Here is a 26,230-nt window from a genome sequence, read left to right as displayed (position 1 = left end):
ACTACAATGTTCCTTGTTTCAGTTGCTCCACGAACCCATCGATACGGCGCAACTCTCTGGGAATATTAATACTCTGCGGGCAATGAGGCGAACATTGATCGCAACCAATGCAATGATTTGCCTGTCGCAGGCGTGGCACACTACGGTCATAACCAACAAGAAAAGCTTGGCGTGCCTTTCTGTAATTCTCATCTTGTTGGCTCTTCGGCACATTCCCCTCATTCACACATTTATTATAATGTATAAGCACAGCAGGAATGTCGATGCCATATGGACAAGGCATACAGTATTTACAGTCATTGCACGGTACAGTAGGGTACTTCAACATCAACTGTGCCGTTTCTTCCAAAAACTCCTTATCATCATCTGTCAAAGGAATCAGCGGAGAATAGGTACGGATATTATCCTGAAGATGCTCCATATACGTCATACCACTCAACACCGTCAACACCAGTTCCGGTGAGCCTGCAAAACGGAAAGCCCAAGAGGCCACACTATCTTCCGGACGACGCTGCTTTAGGCGTGTCATAATATGAGTAGGTACATTAGACAATCTTCCACCCAGCAATGGCTCCATAATGATTGCCGGAATATTTCGTTTTACCAATTCATCATATAGGTAGTCCGCATTTACATTACGTCCCGAAGAATGTTTCCAGTCCACATAATTGAGCTGTATCTGTACAAAGTCCCATTTCACCTCATCATGCATAGAAAGTGCATAGTCATAAGTATCCACTGTGCCGTGGAAAGAAAATCCCAGATTACGGATACGCCCTGCCTCCCGTTCCTTCAACAGAAACTCCATCATACCATTGTCTATATATCGCGCTTTGAATGCTTCTATTCCACCATTACCGATAGAGTGCAACAAATAGTAATCGATATAATCTGTCTGCAAATCTTCGAAAGACTTACGATACATAGCTATGGAGTTTTCACGGCTATAATTACTAAAGTTGGATAACTTTGTAGCAATAAACAGTTTCTCGCGCGGATGACGTTTTAATGCAATACCAGTAGATTTTTCCGACCACCCCTGTACATACACCGGAGATGTATCGAAATAATTCACGCCGTGCGCAATGGCATAATCTACTAATTCGTTCACTGCATCCTGATCAATTATATCTCCTTTCCCATCCGGTGAAGAAACAGTCGGCCAACGCATACAGCCATAACCCAGAAGTGAAACACGGTCTTTCTGAGCCACAGAAGTGCGGTAAGTCATCTTATCAGTAGGCACCGGAGTCGATGCACTACCTCCCGGAATCACCCCATCCTTCTGTTTGCAACTATAAAGAGTCGCAGCAGCCGTTGTCGTAGCGGCACTGATGCCCACAATTTTCAGAAAATCCCTACGGTTTATATTTTTATTATGTTCTTCCATATCTATTCTTCTTACATTTATCACTTTATCACCCTATCACATTACCACCTTTATATCACCCTATGTCTCTCATGTCCCTCCACATAGATAGCACTGAAAGGGCGTGCCGGACAAAGATTTTCACAGGCACCACAACCAATACAACGCTCTACATTGACAACCGGAATCTTTGGAGAATCCGGATTATCTACCTCAGACGGAACCATTTCTATCGCCGCTACCGGGCAATGACGGGCACAATTTCCACAATTTACTCCATCAGTCAACGGTACACAATTCTTCCTGATCCATACGGCATGACCGATTTGGATAGATGATTTATCAGCCAGACTGGTAAGATGAATCGCATCCGTCGGACATACTTCGGCACACTTCGCACATTCCGGACGACAATAACCACGTTCGTATGACATCTCCGGCTGCATCAACGTCATCAGATTACCGGATGGGCGTAAAACCTGGTTAGGGCACACTGATACACAAAGCTGGCAAGCCGTACAATGCTGCGCAAAATTACGAATACTCAACGAACCTGCCGGTACAATAGGTGTCATCCGTTCCGGTATTTTCTTATCCTCAATGACAGCCAATCCACCATCCACTTTTTTCTCCTGTGCCTTCAGCAATGTACTTGCAGCAAATACGGCACCGGCAGAAAAGAAAGCACGGCGTGCATTGTCCACCTGCTCCGGTGAAACACCCGTCACTTTTTCAGCCGCTAACGGTTTCTGCACTTCCTTATGAGGACGCTCATAACGGATAGCTCCTTTCTTACATTTACCGATGCAATCCATACAAGCCACACAACGGCTATAATCTATTTTATGATTTTTAGAATCAATGCATGCCGCCTTACAATTACGTGCGCACAAACCGCAACCATTACATTTACTCGTATCGATTACCGGTTTCAGCAAAGAAAAACGTGAAAAGAATCCCAATACTGTTCCTACCGGACAAATTGTATTGCAATATGTACGCCCGTTGCGCCAGGCCAGCACAGCCAGAATAACAAATGTCAGAACAGCTATCACAAAAGTTCCCATAACCTTCATCCAGACGTCTACAGAATAAAACATATAGCTATCTGCCCGTTCGGCCAAAAGAGCAAGCAGGTTGTTTCCCCACTGATAAACCGGAGCAAACAGATTAGAAGCGATTCGTCCGTACGAACTATAAGGTGCCAGTAAGGCAACCAACGAACCAACTCCTCCTATCAGAGCCAGAATAAATACTCCCAGCACTCCGTAACGCAACCAATTAAGTGCAGGTGAATACGAATAGCGATTCTTTTTTCGCTTTTTACCCAACCATGAAACTACATCCTGAAACACGCCCAACGGACAGATTACAGAACAATACACACGCCCAAAGAGCAGTGTCAATGCTATCAGGATTATCACAACCCCGACATTCAATGCCAACAAAGCGGGCAAAAACTGAATTTTAGCCATCCAACCGAACCAAGCATGCAACGTTCCCGTAAAATCGAGGAACAAAAGCGTGATCAGCACGAAAAAGAATATGGCAAACGTTAGTCTGATTTTTCGTAACATACTTTTATTTTATGGAATATCATTTATAAACCAAATACTTGATAAACAAATAACCGCCGAGAATCTGTAATCCCATTCCCGGTATGCCGATGCGGAAATCCTGGAAAGCAAGCGCAAGGTTACCTACCATTGCCCACTCGCCCAGCGTCCCGATAAACTGATAAGCCAGTACTACTAATGCTAAAACAGGAATAGAGATACGTTTAAAACGATTGGCAGCATATCCGGCAACCACTGCCAGTAAAACGGATTTTAAAAGAATGGCCGGCAATACTCCTGCAGGAGGCATACCGAAAAGCAGATGGTTCAAAACCGGTGAAAAGACGGCTGTCAGCAATCCGACTTTCCAACCGTATTTATAAGCAGCAATAAGCGTAAAGAAATAAATCGGCAACAAAGTAAGACCACCCTGTGGAATAAGATGGCAAAGTTGTGGCAAAACCAAATTACCCAGAATGAAAAGGGCTGCAGCAAAATATGTCTTCACATTGCTGTAATCCAGTGAATAAAGTCTGATAGTTGTTGTTTTCATATAATATTCTTATTAAAAATTGATATTTACTCCACCCATAAAAGTCGCTTTCGGCATAGGATAGCCTGCATTGATCTCATAACGTTGTGCCAACAAGTTCTCACCACGCAGATAGAATGACAAATAATTGGTTGCCTTAAAGCTTCCCTGCATATCCCATAACACAAAGTTCTCTTTTGTCGCAGCATCCAGATCAGTATAAAGTCCCTTCATATACTGGATGCCGGTAGATGCACTCCAACGTCCTTTTCTGAAGTTTACTCCTCCATACAGTTTATGCTCCGGAGAAGCCAATACCGGATTTTCCATGTGAAGCCAGCTGTAATTTGCCATCACGCTCCACACCGGATTAAACTGGTACCCTACATTAGCTTCCGCTCCCCAGTTTTCAATCTCGCCGGAATTCTGGTTCAACATACCGCTACCATTAGGATTTGGAAGACGTATAATGAGATTTTCACCATTGATATAGAACACATTGAGCCCATAGGACAAACGATTATCCATAAGACGTTGTGAGAAAGAAAGCTCATAATTCCAAAGTTTCTCAGGTTTCAAATCCGGATTCTGCGGAGGGAACATATACATTTCGCGAATGGTAGGATTACGGAATCCTTTACTTGCCATTGCCTTGATTTCTACATTCTCCGGAAGATGGAAAGCCAAACCTACTTGCGGAATGAACTCTGTACCCGTTTGCGAATGATAATCTACTCGTGCTCCGGCATCCAGCGTAAGCCACGCAGCAATATCCTGACGAAAATCTACATAACCTGCTACTTCATTCAACGACTTATTCGCTGAAGTTTCACGATGCCCATCAAAGAATTGGTTCCATGCCTCACCACCAAAGTGAAAATAATCAGCTCCTACAGTCAGTCTGTTGCCTTGGAAAAGTTGTACACTCTGATACCATGATACTCCAAGCATCTGATCGTTAGAGTTGAAACGATACTGAAGCGGTTCTCCTCCTGGCTGATATCCGTCATTTATCCAGTGATCACCCCAATTATAGAAAAAACTCAATGCACCGGAAGTCTTTTCGTAATGATTCTCCAATGCAAAAGAAGTCATGCCACGTGTAATACGCTGATCATTGTCTATATATGGTTTCATTACCGATCCCGGATTAGTAGCATTAAAACGAGTGACATTTACATCGCCCCAAACTTTCCAGTTATCCGTAAAGTCATAGCCTAATTTGGCATACCCGCCGTACTGTTCAAAAGCCATGTCAGCGCGATGCCCGTCTGTACGGTTATAAGAGGCAGTCACCGTACTACTGAAGCGCCCTTTCCTTATGCGGTTAGTGGCTTCGGTCTGTACGCTTCCATAGGACCCGGCACCAATGTTGATGTTTGTACGTATTCCGTCTTCCTGCATCTTACGGGTAACAATGTTAATAACCCCACCCATGGCGTTAGAACCATAAAGCACGGATGCGGGACCACGGAGCACTTCCACACGTTCTGCCATCATAGTCTGATACGCGTCGGCAATGGGGTGTCCCATCAGTCCCATATACTGAGGATGTCCGTCAATCAAAACCAATAATCCTGTAGTGGGAAGACCGGCCTGTGCGGGCCCTCCAATGCCTCTTAAAGACATTTGCCCTGATGCACCGGTAGCTACACCATATCCCATTACACCACGTGAAGTGGAGAAAAAGCCCGGCACTTGTGAATTCAACACCGGAAGTACGGAAGTCTGCTGGCTCGCTTCAAGTTGCGGACGCCCCACTACCGATACGGTCATGGGTAAATGGCGCACATCCGTTTCACTTCGCGTACCTGTTACTACTACTTCATTGATCGCATAACTTCTTGCTACCTTTGTGCTGTCATTGCCGGTTTGTGCTTGTAGGCTTACCGCACTAATCAGGCAGCCTGTAAAGAATGCAAGTACAAATCTCTCTTTTTTCATCTTTAAAATAACTCTTTAATTTTATAATAGTTCCCGATTGCAAATATAGGGATCGTTACTGATAGAAACCGTAGATAAATTACGGTTGTAAATACCATAATTACTGATTAACGTATTCTAACTTACGTGTTATTCACTATCCAGGACTTGAACTCGGATGCTTTATTCTTACTGATATAGATACGTTCGGGAGTTTCTACATCCAGTGTTACCAGCAAGCGATTATCAAACCAGATGGTTATATCCGTCACACTATTCCTTGCCAGGATGAATTGCTTATTCGCCCGGATGAAATCTGCCGGATTCAGAGAAGCCATTATCTGTTCCAGTGTTTTGGAGTATGGATACATATTCCCGTCTTTCAAGTAGATACAGGTGTTTTTATCCGCTGTATAAAAGCATGAAACTTCTTTCAGGCCAATAGGCAACAGCTTATCTTTATATGGAATTAATAACTTGTCTTTATATTTAGGAGTCGGCACCAGTTGAGTCAATTTGGATAAGTAGTGAATCACATCCTGGTGCGTCAGTTTTTTGTATTTATCCAGCGCATGTTTTACATCTTCCACCTTGACAGGCTTTAGCAAATAATCAATGCTATTCACCTTGAAAGCTTCTATGGCATATCTGTCATAAGCCGTCGTGAAAATAATAGGAGTTTCCAACTCCATTTTATCAAAAATGGTAAATGCCGAACCGTCCGATAAATGAATATCCATAAATATCAAATCCGGTGCAGGATTCGATTGCAGCCAATGAATGGTTTGGGTCACACTTTCCGTATTACCGGCTATTTGAATATCATAAGAGACTTCGCCAAGAATATCCACCAGATTCTCATAAGCGGCAGTCTCGTCTTCTACAATCAACACTCTCATATCTCTATGCAATTTTGATGTCAGTTCTGTTTATTTAAAGGAAGATATACTCTGAATGTATTTTCATCACATTCTATCCGTATTTGTCTGTTCATCAACAAGGTAAAACGGCTTTCCAGATTTTTCAGCCCGGTTCCGTTCGTATCAGGAGGAGACAATTTAGGATAAATGGGATTACTCACCACCAGTTCTTTTTGCTCGTTCAGCCTGATGGTAATTTCCATTTTATGCTCACTGTCTATCATATTATGAACGGTCACATTCTCTACCAACGGAAGCAGTGATAGCACAGGCAACGTCAGTTCATCCTGCATAGCCTCATCCACCAGGATCGAGAAAACCAGTTTATTGGCAAAGCGTACTTCCATCACATAACGGAAAGATTGAATAAATTCCAGTTCTTCCCTCAAAGTAACCAGTCCTCTCTTATCACTTTGAAGAATATAACGGAAGATATCAGATAATTCATGCACATACATCAACGTTTTTTCATCATCCTTCTTCCGAATAAGCGATTGCACTCCATTCAAGGAGTTAAAGAAAAAATGCGGATTGATCTGATTAGCCAACGCATCACATCGGCTTTGCAGATTCTCTATACGTAGACGTTCTATCTCACGCTCTTTTTCACGCTGCGTGGAGTATAACATGGAAATATGCCCGATCAACGTACACAGAGAACACAGAATAAAGAATTGGGAGATCAATGTACTACCCAGAAAATCAGTACGGATACCATAAGAGTGAATCCAATAGGAAATAGACGCAAAGCCTGCATAGGCAGCCAATGAATATAAGAAGTTACGGCCAAAACGTTCCTTAAACTGCGCTGTCGACAGTTGTCGCAAATTATAACGTAACAACAGACAAATCAGTCCCCAGAAGAAAAAGAAACGATAAACAAAATACCAATAAAAACCCGTACAACTTGCTCCTTCCAGAAATTTTATATCCCAGGGCAGACAGGCTATATTAGGGTATATGATAAAGACTGCACTAATCAGACCGACCAGCGGCAGTTTACGACTTATATAAGTATCAAATGAGAGCATAAACCATTTCTTCTTTTCTACAAAGAAAGATATTTTTTTTGAGACTTGGCAGAACCAAAGAATCAAAACGAAAAAGTAAGGTATAAAAGCGAATGACTACTCTATTTTGACTTATATGATAATTCTGCGACTTACTTTAAAAGTTACTTACAAAAAGTACAATTCAAAAGCAGAGTCGTATATTGAGGGTATCTCAGTATGATACTTAGGGTACCTCAGTATCATACTTAGGGTGCCTTAGTCGTATACTGAGATAGGTTCATTATAACGCATTAATATTCAAGCTATTACAGAACGCCCTTTACGCGTTGATAAATTAGGACAAACAGCTGATAATATTGATAATTTGCTTCATTCTTGATAGGTATAAGTCAAAACACAATTTCCCTACTTTTAGGTATTGTCTGCTTTACTCAAGAACTGTAACTTTGGCAAAAAAATAGAAGTAGCCTATGGACCCCGGAAGAAAATGTGAGGAACAGCAAAAAGAGAGAATTTATCAAAGTATAAGTTCTCTCTTTTTTTTGAATGAATTTGAATATTGTTCTTTTTTGCCAGATCGTATTAATTCCAATAATTCCCCAATAAAAATGAAAAAGAAATATGAATTTAAGAGTGTAGTAGCTGAGACACTGCTGATACCTCTTTACATGAGAGCCAAAGAAAGTCGCCGGAAAGATGCCATTTTGCGTGATCGGCAAGCCGAACAACTGGTAGAAAGTATCGAATATGACTACTCCAAATTTGATAGTGCCAAATTGAGTGCCATAGGATGTGTCGTACGTGGATTATACTTTGATAATGCTATCCGACGCTTCATTGCCACACGAAGGAATCCAATTGTAGTGAATGTAGGTTGCGGACTGGATACCCGCTATCAACGTATTGAAGAACACGACAAAGCCATATTCTATGAAATGGATTTACCCGAAGTAATCGACTTGCGACATGATTTACTACCGGCACCTGAGGGAGATCATTACATAGCCGGTTCTTTGTTAGAAACCCAATGGATGGATGATCTTCGTAAAAAGCATCCCGAAGGAGAGTTTATCATTGTTATCGAAGGTGTACTGATGTATTTCTATGAAAAGCAGGTACGACAATTACTCACCCGATTGGCCGACCGATTCAGTGGTGGTGAGGTATGGTTCGATGTATGCGGGCCTATGATGGCAAACTCCAAGTATATTAAACCCGACTCACTCCGGGGACACGAAGCCCAAATCCGCTCCGGCCTGAAAGACGGGCATGAGGTGGAAAACTGGGAACCACGCCTGCAACTTATCGACCAGGCCCTCTACCAGAGATTCTTCCCAAAAAGATGGGGACTCGGCGGAAGGCTAATGGGGTTATTCCCGGGTATTTGCAGGAAGTTCAGTTCGCTGTTGGGGTACAAAATTAAATAACTACGCTCTGTACTCGTTTGGTGTCATCCCCACCACCTTTTTAAACAGACGGCTTAAATGATGCGGATACTTGAAGCCCAGTTCATAGGCAACTTCGCTGACAGTCTTATTCTCATCATAAAGCCGTTCTTTTGCTTTCTCTATCACAAAGAGCTGAATGGATTCCTGAGCTGATTTTCCTGTTTCTTTCTTTATCAGATCTCCAAAATAATTAGGAGAAAGATGCAATCGGTCTGCAGCATATTGCACGGATGGTAAACCGACAGTTTGCGGTTGGTCTGATTCAAAGTAATCACTGAGCAGGTTTTCAAAACGCACCAGAATATCTTTATTTATGTTTTCACGCGTAATAAACTGACGGTCATAGAAACGCTGGCAATGGTTCAGCAGAAGCTCAATCGTAGAGGCTATAATATCTTTACTATGCTTATCTATGGCACGCTCCAATTCTTCTTGTATTTCAACGAAACAATTAAGGATAATCTGCCGTTCACGTTCAGACATATGCAAAGCCTCATTGGCTTCATAAGAGAAGAAGCTGTAATCTTTCATTTTACGTCCTAATGAAGTACCCCGTAGCAAATCAGGATGAAAAGCCAACACCCACCCTTGAGGATTCAGTGTTTCGCCATCATCATCAACTCCCGCCACTTGACCCGGAGCCACAAATACCAGTGTACCTTCCTGATAATCGTACGTACTTCGCCCATAAGACAATTCTCCACACTTGAGCTGTTTCAGAAAAACACAGTAGAAACCAAAATTCTTACGTCCATGCTTTAAGGACTTCAACGTTGAGAAGTCCACCACACTAACAAGCGGATGCAATGTCTCCACTCCCATTGCCATATTATACTCCTGAACAGTATTCAATTTTACGATTGTACCCATAATCTGATAATTTAATCTGATGACAAAAATAATAGTTTTCTTTCATCATTCCATCACCTGCACTGCAAAATCTGTAATATTGGTATAAGAAACTGTAACCTGTGTATACTGTTCATTATCAAGTATTCAATCAATACTTTAAAACCGTAATAATGGTGTGTAATGCAGTAATCTGTCTATTTACAAACTTCATCTCACCACTTACCTTTGCAACATCAAAAACAATAGGAACCACCAAACTGAAACGCCTGGAAGAGTTGACAAGGATCAATGATATGCTTAATTCTATTCCAGTGTCAGGCGACCGCTATCCGGCAGAGTTAGCAAAAAGAGTAGGCAAATAACCAAAGGGCTTAAAATAATACAATAATCTGCAATGTCCGAGGATATTAAGGAAGTAAAGTGTTTTAATATAAAATCAATAAAGAGAAAGTTATTATGCAGAAAGTAAAATTAAATAATGGCATCGAAATGCCAATTCTCGGTTTTGGTGTATATCAAATCGAAGATCAAGTCTTGTGTGAACAATGTGTATATGACGCTATTGAAGCAGGTTACCGTTCTATAGATACGGCTGCCGCTTATGGTAATGAAGAAGCTGTAGGAAGAGCCATCAAACGCAGTGGCGTCCCCCGTGAAGACTTGTTTATCACCACCAAACTCTGGATATCAGATGCCGGTTATGACAAAGCAAAGAAAGCCTTCGAAGCATCCATGAAACGTTTGCAACTCGATTATCTGGACCTGTACCTTATTCATCAGCCGTTCAATGACTATTACGGTGCCTGGCGTGCTATGGAAGAATTATACAAGGAAGGTAGTATTCGTTCCATCGGCGTCAGCAACTTCATGCCCGACCGCTTGGTAGACCTAATCCTTCACAACGAAATCACACCTGCCGTCAATCAAGTAGAGACTAATCCTTTCTATCAACAGATCGAAGCAGAGGCATTCATGCAAGATAAAGGCGTTCAGATTGAATCATGGGCTCCATTTGCCGAAGGAAAAAACAATATGTTCCAGAATGAAACATTAGCGGCCATTGCAGGCAAATACGGTAAATCCATTGCACAAGTTATATTGCGATGGTTGATACAAAGAAATATTGTCGTTATCCCGAAATCTATCCGTAAAGAACGAATCATTGAAAACTTCAATGTATTCGATTTTGAACTGACGAAAGAAGATATGGAAAAGATAGCAGCGCTGGATACCCATACCAGTTGCTTCTTCTCTCATCGTGATCCGAAGATGGTAGAGTGGCTGAGCGGACTACACTAAAAAATCCCATTATAGAATAATAGGATATAAAATATGAGGATATACCGCCTACAACGATATATCCTCATTTCATTTACTTACTTTCAATATTCAGTATTCCTTTCACCAATCCCTTTCCGGTTGCTTCCAGCGTTATTCTTCCCGGTTTATCGGTAGAAGAAACGATAGCAGTCATCATTCCACTGAAAACTTTCATCTTGGGAACCTGAAAAGATTCAAGTGAAGCCGGATTACCGTTGGCTCCTGCCTGGTATGTCCCGGCACCTTTCACTCTGAAACTTATTTCATTCTCTGCCAGAGGACAAAGATTTCCATCTTTATCTACTACCCGTACAGTTATAAAAGACAAATCTTTGCCATCAGCTTTAATTTGCGAACGGTCCGGTATCAATTCAATATGATGGGGCTTACCAGCCGTATACATCTCTTTTTCAGCCATACGCTTACCTTCTTTATCATAAGCAATGACTTTTACAACACCCGGCTCATACTTCGTGTCCATCCACATCAATCGATACCGCTGCTGGCGTTTCAGATCAACCGTAGAAGCCGAATCTGAACTATTCTCAATCGTAACAGACAAATCTTTGGTACGCCTGCCCTGACTTTTACCATTGATAAACAGCTCTGCCGAAGGATAATTGGTATAGACAAATATCGGCACTACTTCTCCTTCATGCCCCTCCCAGTTCCAATGTGGCAATATATGAAGAGTTTCTTCTTCCTTATTCCAATGACTACGATAAAGATAATAACGGTCTTTAGGTAATCCGGCAAGGTCTACAATGCCGAACAAAGAAGAGTGGCTGGGCCAATCTGTATAATAAGGAGTAGGTTCACCCAGATAATCGAAACCGGTCCAAACGAATTCGCCAATACAATAAGGCAAATCTTCGTGCTGTATGAAGTCATCTTCCGGAAGGTTGGACCAACTGCAATGTTCTACATCGTAAGATGAAGACTGATGATCATCGTACTTCTGCATGGCACGCCGTACAACCGGCAATTTATAAACCCCACGTGAGCTGAGTGTAGAAGCCGTTTCACTACCTAAAATGATCTGTTGCGGCAATTTCTTGTAGTTTTCCTGATATTTATGAGGACGATAGTTGAAGCCGGGAACATCCATTACAGCTGCCATATTATTATTAACGACTGCATCTGGTGCATCCATCCCCTGAGTAACCGGACGTGTAGGATCTTCCCGATGACAAATATCCTGCAAGAAACGAGAAAGTTTGGGACCACGATTACCATTCCACTGATCGGGAACTTCATTGCCAATGCACCACATTACGACACTCGGATTGTTACGGAAATGACGGACCAGGTTCACCAGATCCTTTTCTGCCCATTCATCAAATATTTTATGATAGCCATTCTGCACTTTCGCACTTTCCCATTCATCAAATGATTCCGCCATCACCATCATGCCCAGTTCATCACAGGCACGTATCAGTTCCGGCGCAGGCATATTGTGGGAAGTGCGGATAGCATTACAACCCATATTTTTCAAAATACGTATCTGACGGCGTATGCCTGCCTCATTGGCTATGCCTCCCAAAGGACCTAAGTCATGATGATTGCATACACCTTTAAATGCAAGGCGCTGCCCGTTCAGATAGAACCCCTTATCTGGAATAATCTCAATACTACGGATACCGAACGAAGTAATATACTTATCCTTCAGCTGATTCCCTTCATAAATTCTGGATACTGCCGAATAAAGTACAGGAGAATCGGGCGACCACAGTGACGGATTGTCTACAAGAAGCTCTTGTTCAAAAACCTCGTTATCATATTTTGTACCCGGTTTCTCACCTGTAGCCACTACCTTACCGCTTGCATCCTTTAGTTCCGTCACAATACGATAATCAGTAAACGCCTTGCCAGCTGGAACAACCAGACTGGTTTTCAGGTTTACTTTGGCATACCCCTTATCTATCACAGGAGTCGTGAGTTGTGTTCCCCACACCGGAATATGTGCATCCTCATTAATTACCAAATGGACATTACGATACAAGCCGGCTCCCGGATACCAACGCGATGATTCCGTTTCATTTTCCAAACGAACTGCCAGTATATTCTCATCCGGCCTTAAATAAGGAGTAACATCCAGATAAAAGGAATTGTAACCATAAGGCCAATAACCGACTTCCTGCCCATTAATATATATACGGGCATGGCTCATAGCACCATCAAATATCAACGTCGCCGTCTTACCGGCAGAAAAATCCGGTACATCAAACTTCAGACGATACCAGCCTACGCCCACAAAAGGCAATCCTCCCGTACGTCCGGCATGTTCCAACGCCTCCTTCTGGCCGTCTTGGGTAATAGCCACTTTCTGCTTGTCATTGTTCACACTAAAAGGTCCATAAATAGCCCAGTCATGCGGAACTGTGACCGATTGCCACCGCGTATCATCATACTCTTTGCCGCTGAATTTGCCAATATTATCTTCACGGGTAAATTTCCAGCCCTTCTCAAAAGTATATTCTGTACGTACTTCCGGATTGGCTTCTACCACAATTTCATCCGTAAATATCCAGCCACCAAATTCTTTACCGGCGTGAGCCTGAACACGTACATATCGCGCACGCTTATCTCCCTGCCAACCCATTCTCTCAATAGTATCCGATTTCACTATTTCATGCGTAATACGCGCTAATTCAGTAAAATCAGTACCATCAGAAGATGCGGAAATAATGACCTCAACAGGAAGAAAAACCTCCGGCCCCACCATCTGCATGAAGTCGGCACTAATAGAATTAATCTCCGTTTCAGTCTCCAGGTCTATCGTCACGTCCAAGCGATTTCGCGAAATAAAGCCTTGCCAAGCACCATCTGAATAGGTCCAGTCACCACGGATACCGTCGGTAAGGGTCTTATCTCCCTGAGCAGAATAAGATGCATTATAAGGTGCATTATACTTTACCGATTTGCCGAATGCCAAATGCCTGATGGGATGCGTAGCTTCCGGACGATGGCCTATTTCATTTTTTAAATCAAACGGATGATATCCCTGTTTACGCAGCCATTCCACAGCACTCAGTGCACGTGTATGGAAATCTGGGTAAGATTTACGTTGGGGGGCACTCCATGCCACTTCCGCTAAAGCAAGAAGGCGGGGATAAAGCATATACTCATAATATTCATCAGTAGGAATGTATTCGGCCCACAAATTAGCTTGTACTCCATAAATCAGTTTTGCTTCATCAGAAATCAATGCTTCAGGAACAGGATTGTAAGAATAGATCTGCGAAAGAGGTAGGTATCCGCCTATAGCTTCCGGTTGCGAAAAAGGAGCATCCTGATATTTATCCAAATAGCAATAATCACCGGGAGTCATAATAGCGCGATGTCCCATTCTGACCGCATTAAGCCCTCCTTCTTCTCCCCGCCACGACATAACTGTGGCATTGGGAGCCAAACCACCTTCCATTATCTCATCCCAACCCAGAAGTTTTCTCCCGTGAGCATTAAGAAACACTTCAATCCGGTGAATAAGATAACTTTGCAACTCATTAACATCCTTAAGGTTGTTTTCTTTCATACGTTGCTGGCATTTAGGGCATGTTTTCCAGGCTCTCTTACCAGCCTCATCTCCTCCGACATGAATATATTCGGATGGAAACAACTCCATAATTTCAGTCAATACTTCTTCAAGGAAAGTAAAAGTCTGTTCATTACCCACACAAAAATCGTCATTCTTATAAGGTTCACCTGCACATGATAATTCAGGATAAGCAGCCAAAACCTCCTCAGAATGTGCAGGCATCTCAATTTCAGGAATAATGACAATATGCCGTTCTGCGGCATACTTCAATAATTCCCGAATATCATCCTGAGTAAAAAATCCTCCATGAGCACGAGGATCATTCTGTTCGCAATATTTGCGGTTGTTCTCACCAAACCACCACTCTTTCCAAGTAGCCTGAGGTCGCCAAGCCGCAAATTCCGTAAGCCGGGGATATTTCTTGATTTCAATCCGCCAACCGGCACCATCTGCCAAATGCAAATGTAAACGGTTTAATTTATACCGTGCCAGTACGTCTATTTGTTTCTTTACAAATTCCTTGGAGCGGAAATGCCTGGAAACGTCCATCATGAAACCACGATAGTCAAAACGAGGAGCATCTTCTATATAGGTGGACTGTACAGTCCACCCTGCTGTACCTGCAGATTCGGTTAATTGTATCAATGTCTGCAAGCCATAGAAAAGCCCAGCATCCGTACTTGCCTGAATCAATATCTGATGGGGGGTTACTTTCAGAGAATAGCTTTCAGGATATTTTAGAGTACTATGCCCAGCCACTTTTACTTTTCGTAGAATGATTACATTCTCACGTATATCTTCTTCCTCATTTATACCGATATTAAACGGACGGGAAAGAGTAGTCAGATAGTCTTCTAAAGTTCTTCTCTCCTCTCCTTTAAGGTTAGTATACAATTGGGTAGTTTCTGTAATACGGAATATTCCCTCTTTTTGTTCCGCTTTCAACGGAACAGGAATCACTGATTGTGCAAAAGCTTGAATTCCAGTCGCACAGAATACAATACTCCCCAATAATATATTAAGAATCAAATGGTTTATTCTCATATGCTTCTCTTTCTCAGTCAATCGTTATTTCATCTACAAACAAGAAAGCCGGATTACCTCTTCCACCATGCCACTGAGGAATGGACTTTTCTGAAGGAACCATTACCCGTACATAGCGCGTCTTGACCGGGGTAAACGTCAGCTTATGTTCATATAAACCATTACGATCATCCGCTTTCATGACAGGATATTCTTCGGAAGCCACCTTCGTAAAATTCTCCCCATCATCAGATACTTCTACTGTAAATCCGCGCGCATCAAATACCCAGTCTCCTTTTTCTACGCAAGTTGTAAAGGATACGGTAGATATTTCCGTAGGTTGTTGCAAATCTATTGTCACATCCATGTCATTGCGGTAGAAAGCAATCCATCTTCCGGTTTTATAGTTACCATTTCCTTTCAATCCATCCGTCAAAGTGGTAACTCCATTAAATTGATACTGTCTGTTTATCGGTTGATTTGCTTTGGTTGGCTTGGAAGTAGATTTACTAAAGGCTATTTTTTCAGTAAGCATACGGCTATTTCCTGTAGTTCGGATAGCAAGCGCATTAAGTGTACAGCTTTGCTTTATGACGAGAATGCTATCGGCAACAGGAGAAGCAACTGTCGGTTCCGTTCCGTCGAGTGTGTAATGAATTGGGGCATGATCAATGGTTGTCATTACCACATCAACCGTACCATCAGCAGAATTTGCTACGAAGTCAGCCTTCACATCGAATACATGGGTCGCATAATTATAGCCCTCAAGTGCATAAATATTAATCAGACGTGGCAAACGACTGAGAAAGTCTTCATAGTTTTTCTTCTCCGGATTGGTCCATTGCACTTCCGCCAGAGCGGCCCAGCGTGGTAATGCCATATATTGTAACTGCGAATAAGTAGGTATATATTCCGCCCAATGATTAGCTTGTACACCAATTATATATTTTTGCTCCTCAGAAGTCAATGACGCCGGCATTGGTTCGTAACTATAGACACGTTCAATCGGCAGATACCCTCCGATAGCCAGCGGCTCATTCTCAGTATCTTTCGTCTGATAATAATCAAAATAAAGATAGGTGTTCGGGGTCATGATAACATCATGTTTCTGCCGGGCAGCTTCAATACCGCCTCCTTCACCTCTCCATGACATGACAGTAGCGTCCGGAGCCAGTCCGCCTTCCAAAATTTCATCCCAACCGATAATGCGGCGTCCATGGCTATTCACAAATTTTTCAGCGTGGTTAATAATAAAGCTTTGCAAATATTCTTCCTTGCTGTGTCGAGCATCACTTTTGATTCCCAGAGTTTTGATACGTGCCTGACATTTGGGACAAGTCACCCATTTGGCTTTCGGACATTCATCTCCCCCTACATGTATATACTGCGATGGGAAAATATCCATCACTTCAGACAATACGTCATCAATGAAAGTCAACACACTATCGGTTCCGGCACAAAGTACATTATCCGATACCCCCCACTGTGTCCACACTTCATACGGACCACCGGTACATCCCAGATTGGGATAAGCTGCCAATGCAGCTTGCATATGTCCCGGAAGGTCTATTTCGGGAATGACAGTGATATAGCGTTCAGCTGCATAGGCTACAATCTCACGAGCCTGTTCTTGGGTATAAAATCCACCGTAAGGCTTACCATCATACTCACCAGAGTTTCGTCCGATAACAGTTTCTTTACGTTTAGAACCTATTTCCGTCAACAATGGATACTTCTTTATTTCCAAACGCCATCCCTGATCATCGCTTAAGTGCCAGTGCAAGCGATTCATATTATGAAGTGCCATCATATCGATGAAGCTTTTCACTTCATCTATTGCAAAGAAGTGACGGCTTACATCCAAATGAACCCCACGATAACTGAAACGTGGATAATCTTTTATGTCTACAGAAGCCAGAACAGGAGTACTGTTCTTAACCGGAGTAATGGATTTACGCAATGTCTGGATACCATAAAATACACCGGCTTCGCTCGCACCGGTGATCGTTATTCCTTCGGATGTGACACCCAACCGATAGGCTTCAGGCCTTTCGCCCTCCAGCCCCAAACAGAGAAGAATGTTTCCTTTACCTTCAACTCCAGCTTCAACGACATAATCAGTACCTGTAGCCTCTTTTAGATAGCCAGCAAGGAACTGAGCATTACGTTGCATTTTCTCATTATTCTCGGGATAAAGAATTTGAGTCCCATTATTTATAGCGAACTCTCCGTCGGAGGTCATTGTCACCTCTTGAGGTAAAGGAATTACCTGATAATTAGCTATTTCCTTGTTGTTACCACAGGAACTCCAAATTCCTGCCATAGCCAGTAAACCGACAAGTTTAAATAGTGCTTTCATAAATGGATCAGATTTGTGTTTATAAAATAATTTCTTCTATTTTGTTTTACCAAAGATATAAGCTTTGCATTGATAAGGAGCCAGTTTCACGATCAACTCCTTCGAATCGCCGTTATTCTGCATCAAACGGTTATCCAAGGAATATATCTGTTCAAATGCCAAACCCGCCACTGTTTTATCATTCAAAACTACGGTTTGTGGTGAACTCATTCGGTTGAAGCAAGCTATAGCCTTGCGTCCGTCAGCCAACGGTTTCACCCAAATATCATAATAATCCGAACGGATACTGCGTTCAGCCTGCCTACCCAGCACGTCTTGATTGATAGCAATCAGACCAGCATCCAGCAAAACATGCAGGGTGCTGTCATTCATATTCCTCACATCATTCCCGCAAAGCAACGGAGAAGCCATCATACACCACAAGATGAAATGGGAGTTATATTGTTCCTGATTGCATCCTTCAGACTCATAACCGATACTCATACTTTTTCCGCCAATGCCGACTACCAGCATATCCGGATCATTCCAACCCGCAGGACCGGCATATTCACCCAATGGAGCATTGATTTCAAGAATGTTCAAAATACCACGCAACCCTCCTATATGGTTAGCATCCCGGTACCAAACATCACCAATGTCCCCGGAGACTCTCCACAGTTGTCCTCCCACCTGCTTTGCCCACTTCCAGGGTTCACGTTGCCCCCACTCACAAATTGAAAACACGATGGAACGGTTCGTAGCCCGCAAGGCTTTTCCCATCTTCGCGTACCTCTCCATAGCCTCTACCCTTCCGGCAGGTGCATTGCAATAGTCATACTTCAGTAAATCCACGCCCCAGGAAGCAAAATCTTTCGCATCCACCTCTTCATATCCATAACTACCACACACACCGCCACAGGTTCTATCGGCCGCATCCGAGTAAATGCCCAATTTGAATCCCCGTTCATGCAGATAATCGGCCACATATTTTATCCCGCGTGGGAATTTTGTCCTGTCAATCTGCAAATGCCCGTCAATACCTCGTTCCGGCAATTGCCAGAAATCGTCGATATTGATATAGGAATATCCTAAATCACGCATTCCATTCGCTATCATTGCATCTGCCGTTTGTAACACCAGTTCTTCGGTAAGATGACGTCCGAAAGTGTTCCAACTGTTCCATCCCATAGGAGGAGTCAGCAGCAACTCATCGCCAATGCGTATGATAAGTTTTCTCTCGCAAACGCCTTGTGTGTTTTTTGCTTTAAGGGTAACTGTATAATCTCCCTTCGCAGTTACCGTTCCGCTGATGATACCAGTCTCGGTATCCAAATTCAAGCCTTTGGGCAGTTTCACGGCACTCCATTTCATGGGGCGCTCACCGGAAGTAGGAATATAAAAGAGGAAAGGTGTGGAAGGATAATTCCCCACAATTACCGGAGAATTTATAACGGGAGATCCCTGAAAAACTTTTTGGGTAGCATTTTCAGCAGATACAGACATACCTATCATAGATAATATCCCCAAAAGGAATATTGCAACAAAATATAGTTTATTCATAATAATTCTATCATTTCGGGTTACTAATATAATGAAATAAAAGATGAAGGAAGATATTCTTTCCAAATATCTTCCCTCCCCATTTCAAACATCAAATTGAGCAACTTTATACAGTTACTCTCATTTCACAAAATCTGTAATCTTTATTGTCCACTCTCTTTTTGTACCATTAGCGGCTGTCACCTGATACCTGAATTCCTTAGCAGAAAAGTCAGCGGGTTCTCCCAGTTTAGGTGCTCCATTCAATGGTTTGATTCTGGCTGCAGTAGAAAGATCCATATAACCTATCAGATTACTTAACGAAACTCCCTGCCGGATAGCATCAGTAAAACTACCGCTTGCATCGGGAACTGTCAGTTTGCAAGTAATCAGGTTATCATCGGTTGATATGTTTTTTTCGATAGTAAGTGTCTTAACAGCCATCTGATTATTAGTCTCATCCCACCAACGATATTCAAAATTCAAGTTGGTTATTTCAGCATCCTCATAAGTGGGCAACTCGTCCAATCCTGACTTCAAGCACGAAGAAACTGCACCCATCAGGAATATCAGCAGAATTATATTTATAAATTTCTTCATATTCGTAATATTTTAAAAGGTTTACTTTATCTTTTACCAGCCTTCATTCTGGTCCAAATTAGAATTCTGGTCACGCTCTCCCTGTGGAACTGGGAACAAATAGCGTTTTGAGGTAAAAGTACGTTCATTATCACTTACATAAATCGGAAGCTCTGTTATTTCGAAAGATTTCCCGTCAGGAGCTATCTTCATGAATTTCTGCGTAACGGTTAATTCCGGAACAACTTCCAGCCCCTCTGCCTTTCCCCAACGGAGTACAGTCCAATAACGGTCGCCCTCACTTACTAAATCCACACGACGTTCACGTTTATATTCTTTCCATGCTTCTTCCAATGATATGGACTTCGACAGTTCCGGCAAACCACCATGATCCACCCGCGTCTTATTGATATATTCGATAGCTTTTTCTTTATCTCCTTGACGCAATTTGACTTCGGCATAGTTCAGATACGAACGGCCCAAACGTAACAATGTATAATGGTATCCGGTCTTTTCCGAATTCAACAAACGCTTGGCTTCATAAACACATTTCCGGTAAACATATCCCGACACCGGCATTCCCCAAACTTCCGTAGATTTGGAAGAATAATAAAGATTTCCACCTTCACGGAGCCATACTGTATTGGCAAAGTAAGAACACCCGTCATAAATAATAGAAGCATAGAAACGTTTGTCACGATTCTTATAGATGGCATCATTCACTGTTCCTCCATTAGTTAGGAAATCTTTATAATAAGAAGTCTGATCCCATTCTTTGGCTTGTCCGTCTTCATCAATCACCAGATAATCATTCACCAGACTAACAGAAGGGAACCTCTGAGGCCACCCTGCACATTCCTCTACCAAAGGATATTTTTCCTGTGTTTCATGAGTCAGTTTACTTGGGTCGATATTGGGAACTAATCTTTGCATCCATGTATCCGAGAAAGTTGTATTCTCCTGACTTCTCCATTGTGCCAGAATGATTTCACTTGAAGATAACGAATGGTCATAGTTATTGAACATTCCTGCATAGTCTTTGTCCAAAGAATACTTATTCAATGCAAACAAGTCTTCACATGCTTTCGCTGCTATTTTATAGTAATCATCTTGACCGTTTTCGATATAGGCAGCACCATGCAATGCAACTTCTCCCAATAATGCATAGCCCACTCCACGACTAACGGCACCTGTAGGTTCATCTACATGCAGATCGGAAACAGCTTCCTGAAGATCCTTTATAATGAAGTCATAGGTCTCTTTTATAGTTGTTGTACGTGAAAAAGTCATATCAGCATCCGTATCAATCAAATCTTTTACCAGCATCAGTTTACCGAATAGGCGGGCACGTGTGAAGTAAATCATGGCACGTATCGTCTTTGCCTGGGCTATGAAATTTGCTTTTTCAACTTCTGTGAAAGGTGCATCCGGCACACGGGTCAATACCATGTTGCAACGACGGATGTCCCCATATACATTCCACCCCGCATCATGATAACGGTCTATCAATTCAAAATTAATATTACGCCCATCTTCCAGAATAGCCTCATTGTCGGTCCAGTTATCCTTCCAAATCATCATATCAGTGGCATTTTTCAATGCAGTATAGATAAATGCCTGGGTAAGGTCAGTACTCTTCCATACATCGTTTTCCGAGTATTTGTCCAGTGGGCCTTTATCCAGTACATCTGTACACGCAAAAGCAGCCACAGCAAGGATTATCATTATTACTATATTCTTCAATTTTTTCATATTCGTTCCTCCTCATTAAAAGCCAATCGTTAAACCTATTGCATAAACCCGCTGTACAGGATATCCGTCACCACTGGTAGATGAAGTTTCCGGATCGAAAAACTTGCTTATTCCAGAGATTGTAAACAAGTTACTACCACTCAGATTCACGCGGCACATCTGCAACCAGTCACATTTTTTCAGAAGTTTGTATTTAAAATCATAACTCAACTGCAAATTCTTTAACCGGATATAAGATCCATCTCTCATCCAATAAGTAGAACTGACCTGATTGTTGCTCCCATTTGCACCGGAACTTACAGAAATTCTCGGGAAGTCAGCATTCGTATTATCCGGTCTCCAATAGTTCAACTGATTCTGGTAATAAAGATATTTACTTTCGCCTTTCTGGTAGCGGTCTCCAAGCGTCATGTAACGTTCGCCAGTACCGTAGAACAGACCTGACAAATTAAAACCTTCATAACTGAAAGAAAAATCAATGCCATACGTAAAATGAGGTTTTGTCGGCATACCGATGCGTACCTGGTCTTCACCATCAATTTTGCCATCGCCATTGACATCTACATAACCTATATCTCCCAATTTAGTCTGGTTGGAAGCCAATCTGCGCGGTGAATTCAGAATATCTTCTATATATTGGTATAACCCCGTATCCAGATAACCAATACCATAATAATCAGTTTGATTAGTCTGACGTTTATATGGATTCATCAATGAAGTCAAGGCTTCATCAGATTTCACCTTCCAAAGGGTATTGAAATAAGTCATATTAAATCCTACTTCATAAGAGAATTTGCGCGGAGTTGTATCCGACCAGCGCATGGTCAGTTCCACACCTTCACGACGTTGTTCACTTTCCGACTTAATTTGTGGTAACTTCTTTCCTAATGGAGTAACATAGCGATCGCCCGGACTCATCAGACCACCTTTAGTCACATAATAGAAATAATCGAAAGTTCCTTTTAAGCGATTCTTGAAGAAAGCCATATCTAATCCGTAGTTTAGGGAATTAACCTGATACCAACTCAACAATTCAGGAGAAACCAGTTCTCCTTCACTAAATCCAGATTGCAGTTTACCTCCGATTACAATCTTCTTTTCATCCATATTATAAGTGGAAAGATAGCCAAAGCGATTAACACCAGCTTCTGTACCGGTCTGCCCATAAGAAGCACGTATCTTAATCAAATCAATCACATGCTGATTCCATTCCTTAAAGAAAGGTTCTTCACTTACAGCCCATGCTATAGCGCCCGAAGGGAAAAATCCCCAACGGTGTCCCGGCGCAAAGTTGTCCGAACCGTCGTAACGGAAACTTCCCTCCACAATATAGCGATTCAGATAATCGTACTTCAAACGACCAACGAATCCCATACGCCCACCTTCTTCCGAGTTACCACTATTCTGCTGCGTATCTGCAGCACCGGCAAATAACTGGTCGACTACCGTTGATAAGTATTCTCCTCTGTAAGCACTCATATTCCACCCGTTATTTTCAGAAACCGTATACACGAATTTTGCATCCACAGTATGTTTCTCCGCAAATGTCTTTACATAAGCGGCACTCAACTCAAAGTTGTAGGAGTCTCCCCAGTAACCGGCTTCATCCAATGTCGGATTACCAATCGGATAAATAGTGCCGTCCTGATAATATTGGGGAGCTTTAGTACTAAACTTCTTGGTATGAGAGTCATTCAGACGATAATTAAACATAGCACCGATAATCACTTCCTTCATCCAAGGTAAAGTCCAGTCTGCCGCCACCTGTGTATTGATAAACTTACCATAATTCCTATCATAACCGGAGCGGTCGTCCATTTGTACTAACGGATGGTCGGTAACAGCTGCATAGGTGCCATCTGGATTATAAGCCGGATTAAGAGGCGATTGATTATAAAGATTTTCCCATATTTTCGCAGCAGAAAATGAAGGATATTCTTTCTTTTCATATGCACCATTCAGGTTCAGAGTTACTTTTAAACCTATTTTGTCAAAAGTGGTGTTTACATTACTGCGAACCGTATAACGGTTATAATTCAATGCGTTCGAAGTATAAATACTTCCTTGGTCTAGCATCCCCAAAGAAAGGTAATAATTAACTTTCTCTCCGCTTCCACTCAAAGAAAGCGTGTGCTTATATTGGGGAGCAAAATTTTTGAGTCCTTCTCCTAACCAGTCAGTATTAGCATATGTATAAGGATCAGTCTGATTTTTGATAATCTCCAATATTTCCGGAGTAAAAGTAATATTCTCTTCTGCAATGCCATCATTTAGGGCTGCCGCTCTCTGATTGTAAGCATAGTCATAAGAACGAGTTTTCTCCAATAATTTGGTCGGTTGACTAAATTCTGCATTAAACGTATAAGTAACAGCAGTCTTACCCTTTCCGCCCTGTTTGGTTTTCACCATTACGATACCATTGGCAGCACGCGAACCATAAACAGCCAGAGATGCCGCATCTTTCAATATAGATAAACTTTCAATATCATTAGGATTCAGTGTATTAAAATCCCATGAATCGGAAATAACGCCGTCAATTACATAGATCGGTGCACCACCACCACGAATAGAGATAGAAGGTGTGGAACCTGGTTCGCCACCAGACGATTCAACAATGACTCCCGTAGCACGCCCAGCCAAAGAAGCGGTTACACTACTGAAGGGAAGATCCTGCAACTTTTCCCCTTTCACGGCTGTTACGGCAGACGCCATTTTGCGTGTAGAAGTAGTACCATAGCCAATGACTATTACCTCATCCAGCAGTTTACTATCTTCTTCCAGAGTTACATTGATATGAGTCTGATTATCAATTGTTATTTTCTTCTCCTGATATCCTATAAACGAGATAATAAGGACCTCTTTTGGAGAAATATCCAAACTAAAATTACCATCAATATCAGTAATTGTACCTCTGTCAGTACCTTGTACTTTAACATTCGCTCCAATAATAGTCTCTCCTGTCTTATCGACAACGGTTCCGCTAATTTTTTTTGTTTGCTGTTGCGAAATAGCAGCGGGGGTATCGCGTACCTCTTTTCTTTCCAAAATAATATGGGAGCCCTCCAATTTGTATTTGATACCAGTGTCCCTCAATATTTTATCTAATACCTTTGAAACTGCCTGTTCGTGTGCTTTGATACTCACCAGCTTATTTATGTTTATTTGACTATTATATATAAAGAGGTAATCTGTTTGGCTCTCTATTGCATCCAATACTTTGTTCAACTTGACATTACTCACATCAAGGCTGACCTTCGTGTTCTGGGAATATGAATTCCCGGCATATGCAGAAAAGACACATGCCACCAACAAGAATAAAGTGATTCTCATAATTCTAAAAAAATGTTTTATTCGGGGATTTTTAGGATAATATCCCCCCGACAAAGTGTTATTTTTCATACCTTTGTATAGATTTTTAAGTTAATACAGTTTTTTCAGGAAAATTGTGTTGATTTCGATGCCGGTAGGTGCAGGAACACTTATCGGCATTTTTAGGTTAACATAGGTCATTCATCATAGGCATTCATTGTTTTAAGGGTTAATACTGATATTTTATCTTATATGGATTATTTGTTTTTCATTGTCCTTCTCATACTGGAATTTTAGGTTTCCCTGCAAAATCCGAAGAGCATAATCAATACCATCCGATAGCCTGAATTTTCCCGTAAAGTGAGACTCACCTACTTTTTCATTCTCCATCACTATCTTTACCCCGTAATATTTTTCAAAATCTTTCATTATATTAAGAAATGATTCATCCGTAAAGCAAATAAGCCCTTCTTTCCAACGATAGGGATCGAAATTTTCCACTCTTGTAATGTTGAGTTTTCCATTTTCCAGTGACAATTTATGTTCAGGCTTCAAAATGACAACCTGTGAAGGATTAGCTTTCGGAATAACTTTCACGCTACCATGCATAAGGGTAGCTTCAAACTTCTTCAGTTCAGGATATGCATTCACATTAAATTTTGTTCCTAAAACTTCTACATCACAGACACTGGTCTGTACCACAAATGGCTTATCTTCATTCCTCTTTACGTCAAAGTAAGCTTCACCTTGCAGTATGACCACGCGCTTTTTCTTATTAAAAGAAGAAGGATACTGTATCGTAGTCCGAGCATTCAGCCAAACAGTGGTTCCATCAGGTAATGTGAGATGAGTACGCTGCCCCTCAGGAACAGATATCGTACTCATAATGACATCAGCCCGACGGTTTTTATATCCTTGATACAAATAGCTGAATGCCAATGTCAGAATAACGACAACAGCAATTTTCAGTCCGTCTGACTTTATCTTTTTAAAAATAGAAAGTTTAAATACAGAGGATTTTTTCTCAGGAAGCGGATTGTGCAATAAAAGGGTATTGAAAAGCTCACGTTCTTTATAAAAAGTACGTTCATTCTCTTCCGACGCCTCTACCCAAGCTTTTATTTTCATGCCCTCTTCTAAAGTAGCATTACCTTTAAAAAAATTATAAAGCAATTCTCTATCCATATTAAAATACCTTCCCTTTGTATATAAGGCACTT

At 41.8% G+C, this 26,230-nt stretch carries 17 protein-coding genes; 3 read left to right on the top strand and 14 right to left on the bottom strand.

Features of this window, described 5'->3' with window-relative positions; all coding sequences use genetic code 11:
* Position 1: 1 nt before the first annotated feature.
* The 6 genes from DWW10_RS04750 to DWW10_RS04725 form a co-directional block, all read right to left on the bottom strand.
* Positions 2-1,390: an aldo/keto reductase gene (locus DWW10_RS04750; protein WP_118420929.1), complete on the bottom strand. Its 1,389-nt coding sequence runs from the start codon at positions 1,388-1,390 to the stop codon at positions 2-4.
* Between the two features lie 50 nt (positions 1,391-1,440).
* A complete protein-coding gene (locus tag DWW10_RS04745; RefSeq protein ID WP_022393335.1) occupies positions 1,441-2,946 on the bottom strand; it encodes a 4Fe-4S binding protein in 1,506 nt (501 codons plus the stop codon).
* Positions 2,947-2,965: 19 nt separating this feature from the next.
* Complete coding sequence (locus DWW10_RS04740) at positions 2,966-3,478, bottom strand: hypothetical protein (protein WP_022393336.1); 513 nt, start codon at positions 3,476-3,478, stop codon at positions 2,966-2,968.
* Positions 3,479-3,490: 12 nt separating this feature from the next.
* Positions 3,491-5,401, bottom strand: a complete 1,911-nt coding sequence (locus tag DWW10_RS04735) for a TonB-dependent receptor (protein ID WP_022393337.1) — start codon at positions 5,399-5,401, stop codon at positions 3,491-3,493.
* A 122-nt stretch (positions 5,402-5,523) separates the two neighbouring features.
* Positions 5,524-6,279, bottom strand: coding sequence for a LytR/AlgR family response regulator transcription factor (locus DWW10_RS04730; protein WP_022393338.1), 756 nt, complete (start codon positions 6,277-6,279; stop codon positions 5,524-5,526).
* Positions 6,280-6,299: 20 nt separating this feature from the next.
* The gene (locus tag DWW10_RS04725; protein ID WP_022393339.1) at positions 6,300-7,331 is read right to left on the bottom strand and encodes a sensor histidine kinase; all 1,032 of its coding nucleotides are present in this window, start codon (positions 7,329-7,331) and stop codon (positions 6,300-6,302) included.
* Positions 7,332-7,921: 590 nt separating this feature from the next.
* Between DWW10_RS04725 and DWW10_RS04720 the strand changes: the two genes are divergently transcribed.
* A complete protein-coding gene (locus tag DWW10_RS04720; RefSeq protein WP_182021348.1) occupies positions 7,922-8,740 on the top strand; it encodes a class I SAM-dependent methyltransferase in 819 nt (272 codons plus the stop codon).
* Here the strand turns inward: DWW10_RS04720 and DWW10_RS04715 are convergent, their stop codons facing one another.
* Positions 8,741-9,631 (bottom strand): helix-turn-helix domain-containing protein, encoded by an 891-nt coding sequence (locus tag DWW10_RS04715; protein ID WP_118420928.1) that lies wholly within the window; start codon positions 9,629-9,631, stop codon positions 8,741-8,743. It lies immediately after the preceding gene.
* Between the two features lie 152 nt (positions 9,632-9,783).
* Here DWW10_RS04715 and DWW10_RS04710 point away from each other — a divergent pair, with 152 nt between their 5' ends.
* Both DWW10_RS04710 and DWW10_RS04705 read left to right on the top strand, forming a co-directional pair.
* The gene (locus tag DWW10_RS04710) at positions 9,784-9,975 is read left to right on the top strand and encodes a hypothetical protein (protein WP_022393342.1); all 192 of its coding nucleotides are present in this window, start codon (positions 9,784-9,786) and stop codon (positions 9,973-9,975) included.
* Between the two features lie 94 nt (positions 9,976-10,069).
* A complete protein-coding gene (locus DWW10_RS04705) occupies positions 10,070-10,912 on the top strand; it encodes an aldo/keto reductase (RefSeq protein WP_022393343.1) in 843 nt (280 codons plus the stop codon).
* 73 nt (positions 10,913-10,985) lie between these two features.
* Here DWW10_RS04705 and DWW10_RS26655 read toward each other — a convergent pair whose 3' ends face one another.
* The 7 genes from DWW10_RS26655 to DWW10_RS04670 all read right to left on the bottom strand — a co-directional run bounded on the left by DWW10_RS26655 (position 10,986) and on the right by DWW10_RS04670 (position 26,196).
* Complete coding sequence (locus DWW10_RS26655) at positions 10,986-15,500, bottom strand: family 20 glycosylhydrolase (protein ID WP_409012350.1); 4,515 nt, start codon at positions 15,498-15,500, stop codon at positions 10,986-10,988.
* Between the two features lie 28 nt (positions 15,501-15,528).
* Complete coding sequence (locus DWW10_RS04695; protein ID WP_022393345.1) at positions 15,529-17,853, bottom strand: glycoside hydrolase family 20 protein; 2,325 nt, start codon at positions 17,851-17,853, stop codon at positions 15,529-15,531.
* 36 nt (positions 17,854-17,889) lie between these two features.
* Positions 17,890-19,392 carry a putative Ig domain-containing protein gene (locus tag DWW10_RS04690; RefSeq protein WP_022393346.1) on the bottom strand — a complete coding sequence of 501 codons (1,503 nt, stop codon included), beginning with the start codon at positions 19,390-19,392 and terminating at the stop codon, positions 17,890-17,892.
* Between the two features lie 120 nt (positions 19,393-19,512).
* Positions 19,513-19,971 carry a DUF5018-related domain-containing protein gene (locus tag DWW10_RS04685; RefSeq protein WP_022393347.1) on the bottom strand — a complete coding sequence of 153 codons (459 nt, stop codon included), beginning with the start codon at positions 19,969-19,971 and terminating at the stop codon, positions 19,513-19,515.
* Between the two features lie 33 nt (positions 19,972-20,004).
* Complete coding sequence (locus tag DWW10_RS04680; protein ID WP_022393348.1) at positions 20,005-21,702, bottom strand: RagB/SusD family nutrient uptake outer membrane protein; 1,698 nt, start codon at positions 21,700-21,702, stop codon at positions 20,005-20,007.
* Between the two features lie 15 nt (positions 21,703-21,717).
* A complete protein-coding gene (locus DWW10_RS04675) occupies positions 21,718-25,101 on the bottom strand; it encodes a TonB-dependent receptor (RefSeq protein WP_022393349.1) in 3,384 nt (1,127 codons plus the stop codon).
* 153 nt (positions 25,102-25,254) lie between these two features.
* Positions 25,255-26,196, bottom strand: coding sequence for a FecR family protein (locus DWW10_RS04670; RefSeq protein ID WP_022393350.1), 942 nt, complete (start codon positions 26,194-26,196; stop codon positions 25,255-25,257).
* Between the last annotated feature and the right edge of the window lie 34 nt (positions 26,197-26,230).

Source organism: Bacteroides intestinalis (assembly GCF_003464595.1).
GTDB lineage: Bacteria > Bacteroidota > Bacteroidia > Bacteroidales > Bacteroidaceae > Bacteroides > Bacteroides intestinalis_A.
The sequence above is the reverse complement of the archived record's forward strand: the minus strand, read 5'-3'. Positions and strand labels throughout refer to the sequence as shown.

Bases quoted from the DNA above. Each gene is read 5' to 3' on its own strand.
- DWW10_RS04750 (WP_118420929.1), bottom strand. From the start codon at position 1,390: ATGGAAGAACATAATAAAAATATAAACCGTAGGGATTTTCTGAAAATT.
- DWW10_RS04745 (WP_022393335.1), bottom strand. From the start codon at position 2,946: ATGTTACGAAAAATCAGACTAACGTTTGCCATATTCTTTTTCGTGCTG.
- DWW10_RS04740 (WP_022393336.1), bottom strand. From the start codon at position 3,478: ATGAAAACAACAACTATCAGACTTTATTCACTGGATTACAGCAATGTG.
- DWW10_RS04735 (WP_022393337.1), bottom strand. From the start codon at position 5,401: ATGAAAAAAGAGAGATTTGTACTTGCATTCTTTACAGGCTGCCTGATT.
- DWW10_RS04730 (WP_022393338.1), bottom strand. From the start codon at position 6,279: ATGAGAGTGTTGATTGTAGAAGACGAGACTGCCGCTTATGAGAATCTG.
- DWW10_RS04725 (WP_022393339.1), bottom strand. From the start codon at position 7,331: ATGCTCTCATTTGATACTTATATAAGTCGTAAACTGCCGCTGGTCGGT.
- DWW10_RS04720 (WP_182021348.1), top strand. From the start codon at position 7,922: ATGAAAAAGAAATATGAATTTAAGAGTGTAGTAGCTGAGACACTGCTG.
- DWW10_RS04715 (WP_118420928.1), bottom strand. From the start codon at position 9,631: ATGGGTACAATCGTAAAATTGAATACTGTTCAGGAGTATAATATGGCA.
- DWW10_RS04710 (WP_022393342.1), top strand. From the start codon at position 9,784: ATGGTGTGTAATGCAGTAATCTGTCTATTTACAAACTTCATCTCACCA.
- DWW10_RS04705 (WP_022393343.1), top strand. From the start codon at position 10,070: ATGCAGAAAGTAAAATTAAATAATGGCATCGAAATGCCAATTCTCGGT.
- DWW10_RS04695 (WP_022393345.1), bottom strand. From the start codon at position 17,853: ATGAAAGCACTATTTAAACTTGTCGGTTTACTGGCTATGGCAGGAATT.
- DWW10_RS04690 (WP_022393346.1), bottom strand. From the start codon at position 19,392: ATGAATAAACTATATTTTGTTGCAATATTCCTTTTGGGGATATTATCT.
- DWW10_RS04685 (WP_022393347.1), bottom strand. From the start codon at position 19,971: ATGAAGAAATTTATAAATATAATTCTGCTGATATTCCTGATGGGTGCA.
- DWW10_RS04680 (WP_022393348.1), bottom strand. From the start codon at position 21,702: ATGAAAAAATTGAAGAATATAGTAATAATGATAATCCTTGCTGTGGCT.
- DWW10_RS04675 (WP_022393349.1), bottom strand. From the start codon at position 25,101: ATGAAAAATAACACTTTGTCGGGGGGATATTATCCTAAAAATCCCCGA.
- DWW10_RS04670 (WP_022393350.1), bottom strand. From the start codon at position 26,196: ATGGATAGAGAATTGCTTTATAATTTTTTTAAAGGTAATGCTACTTTA.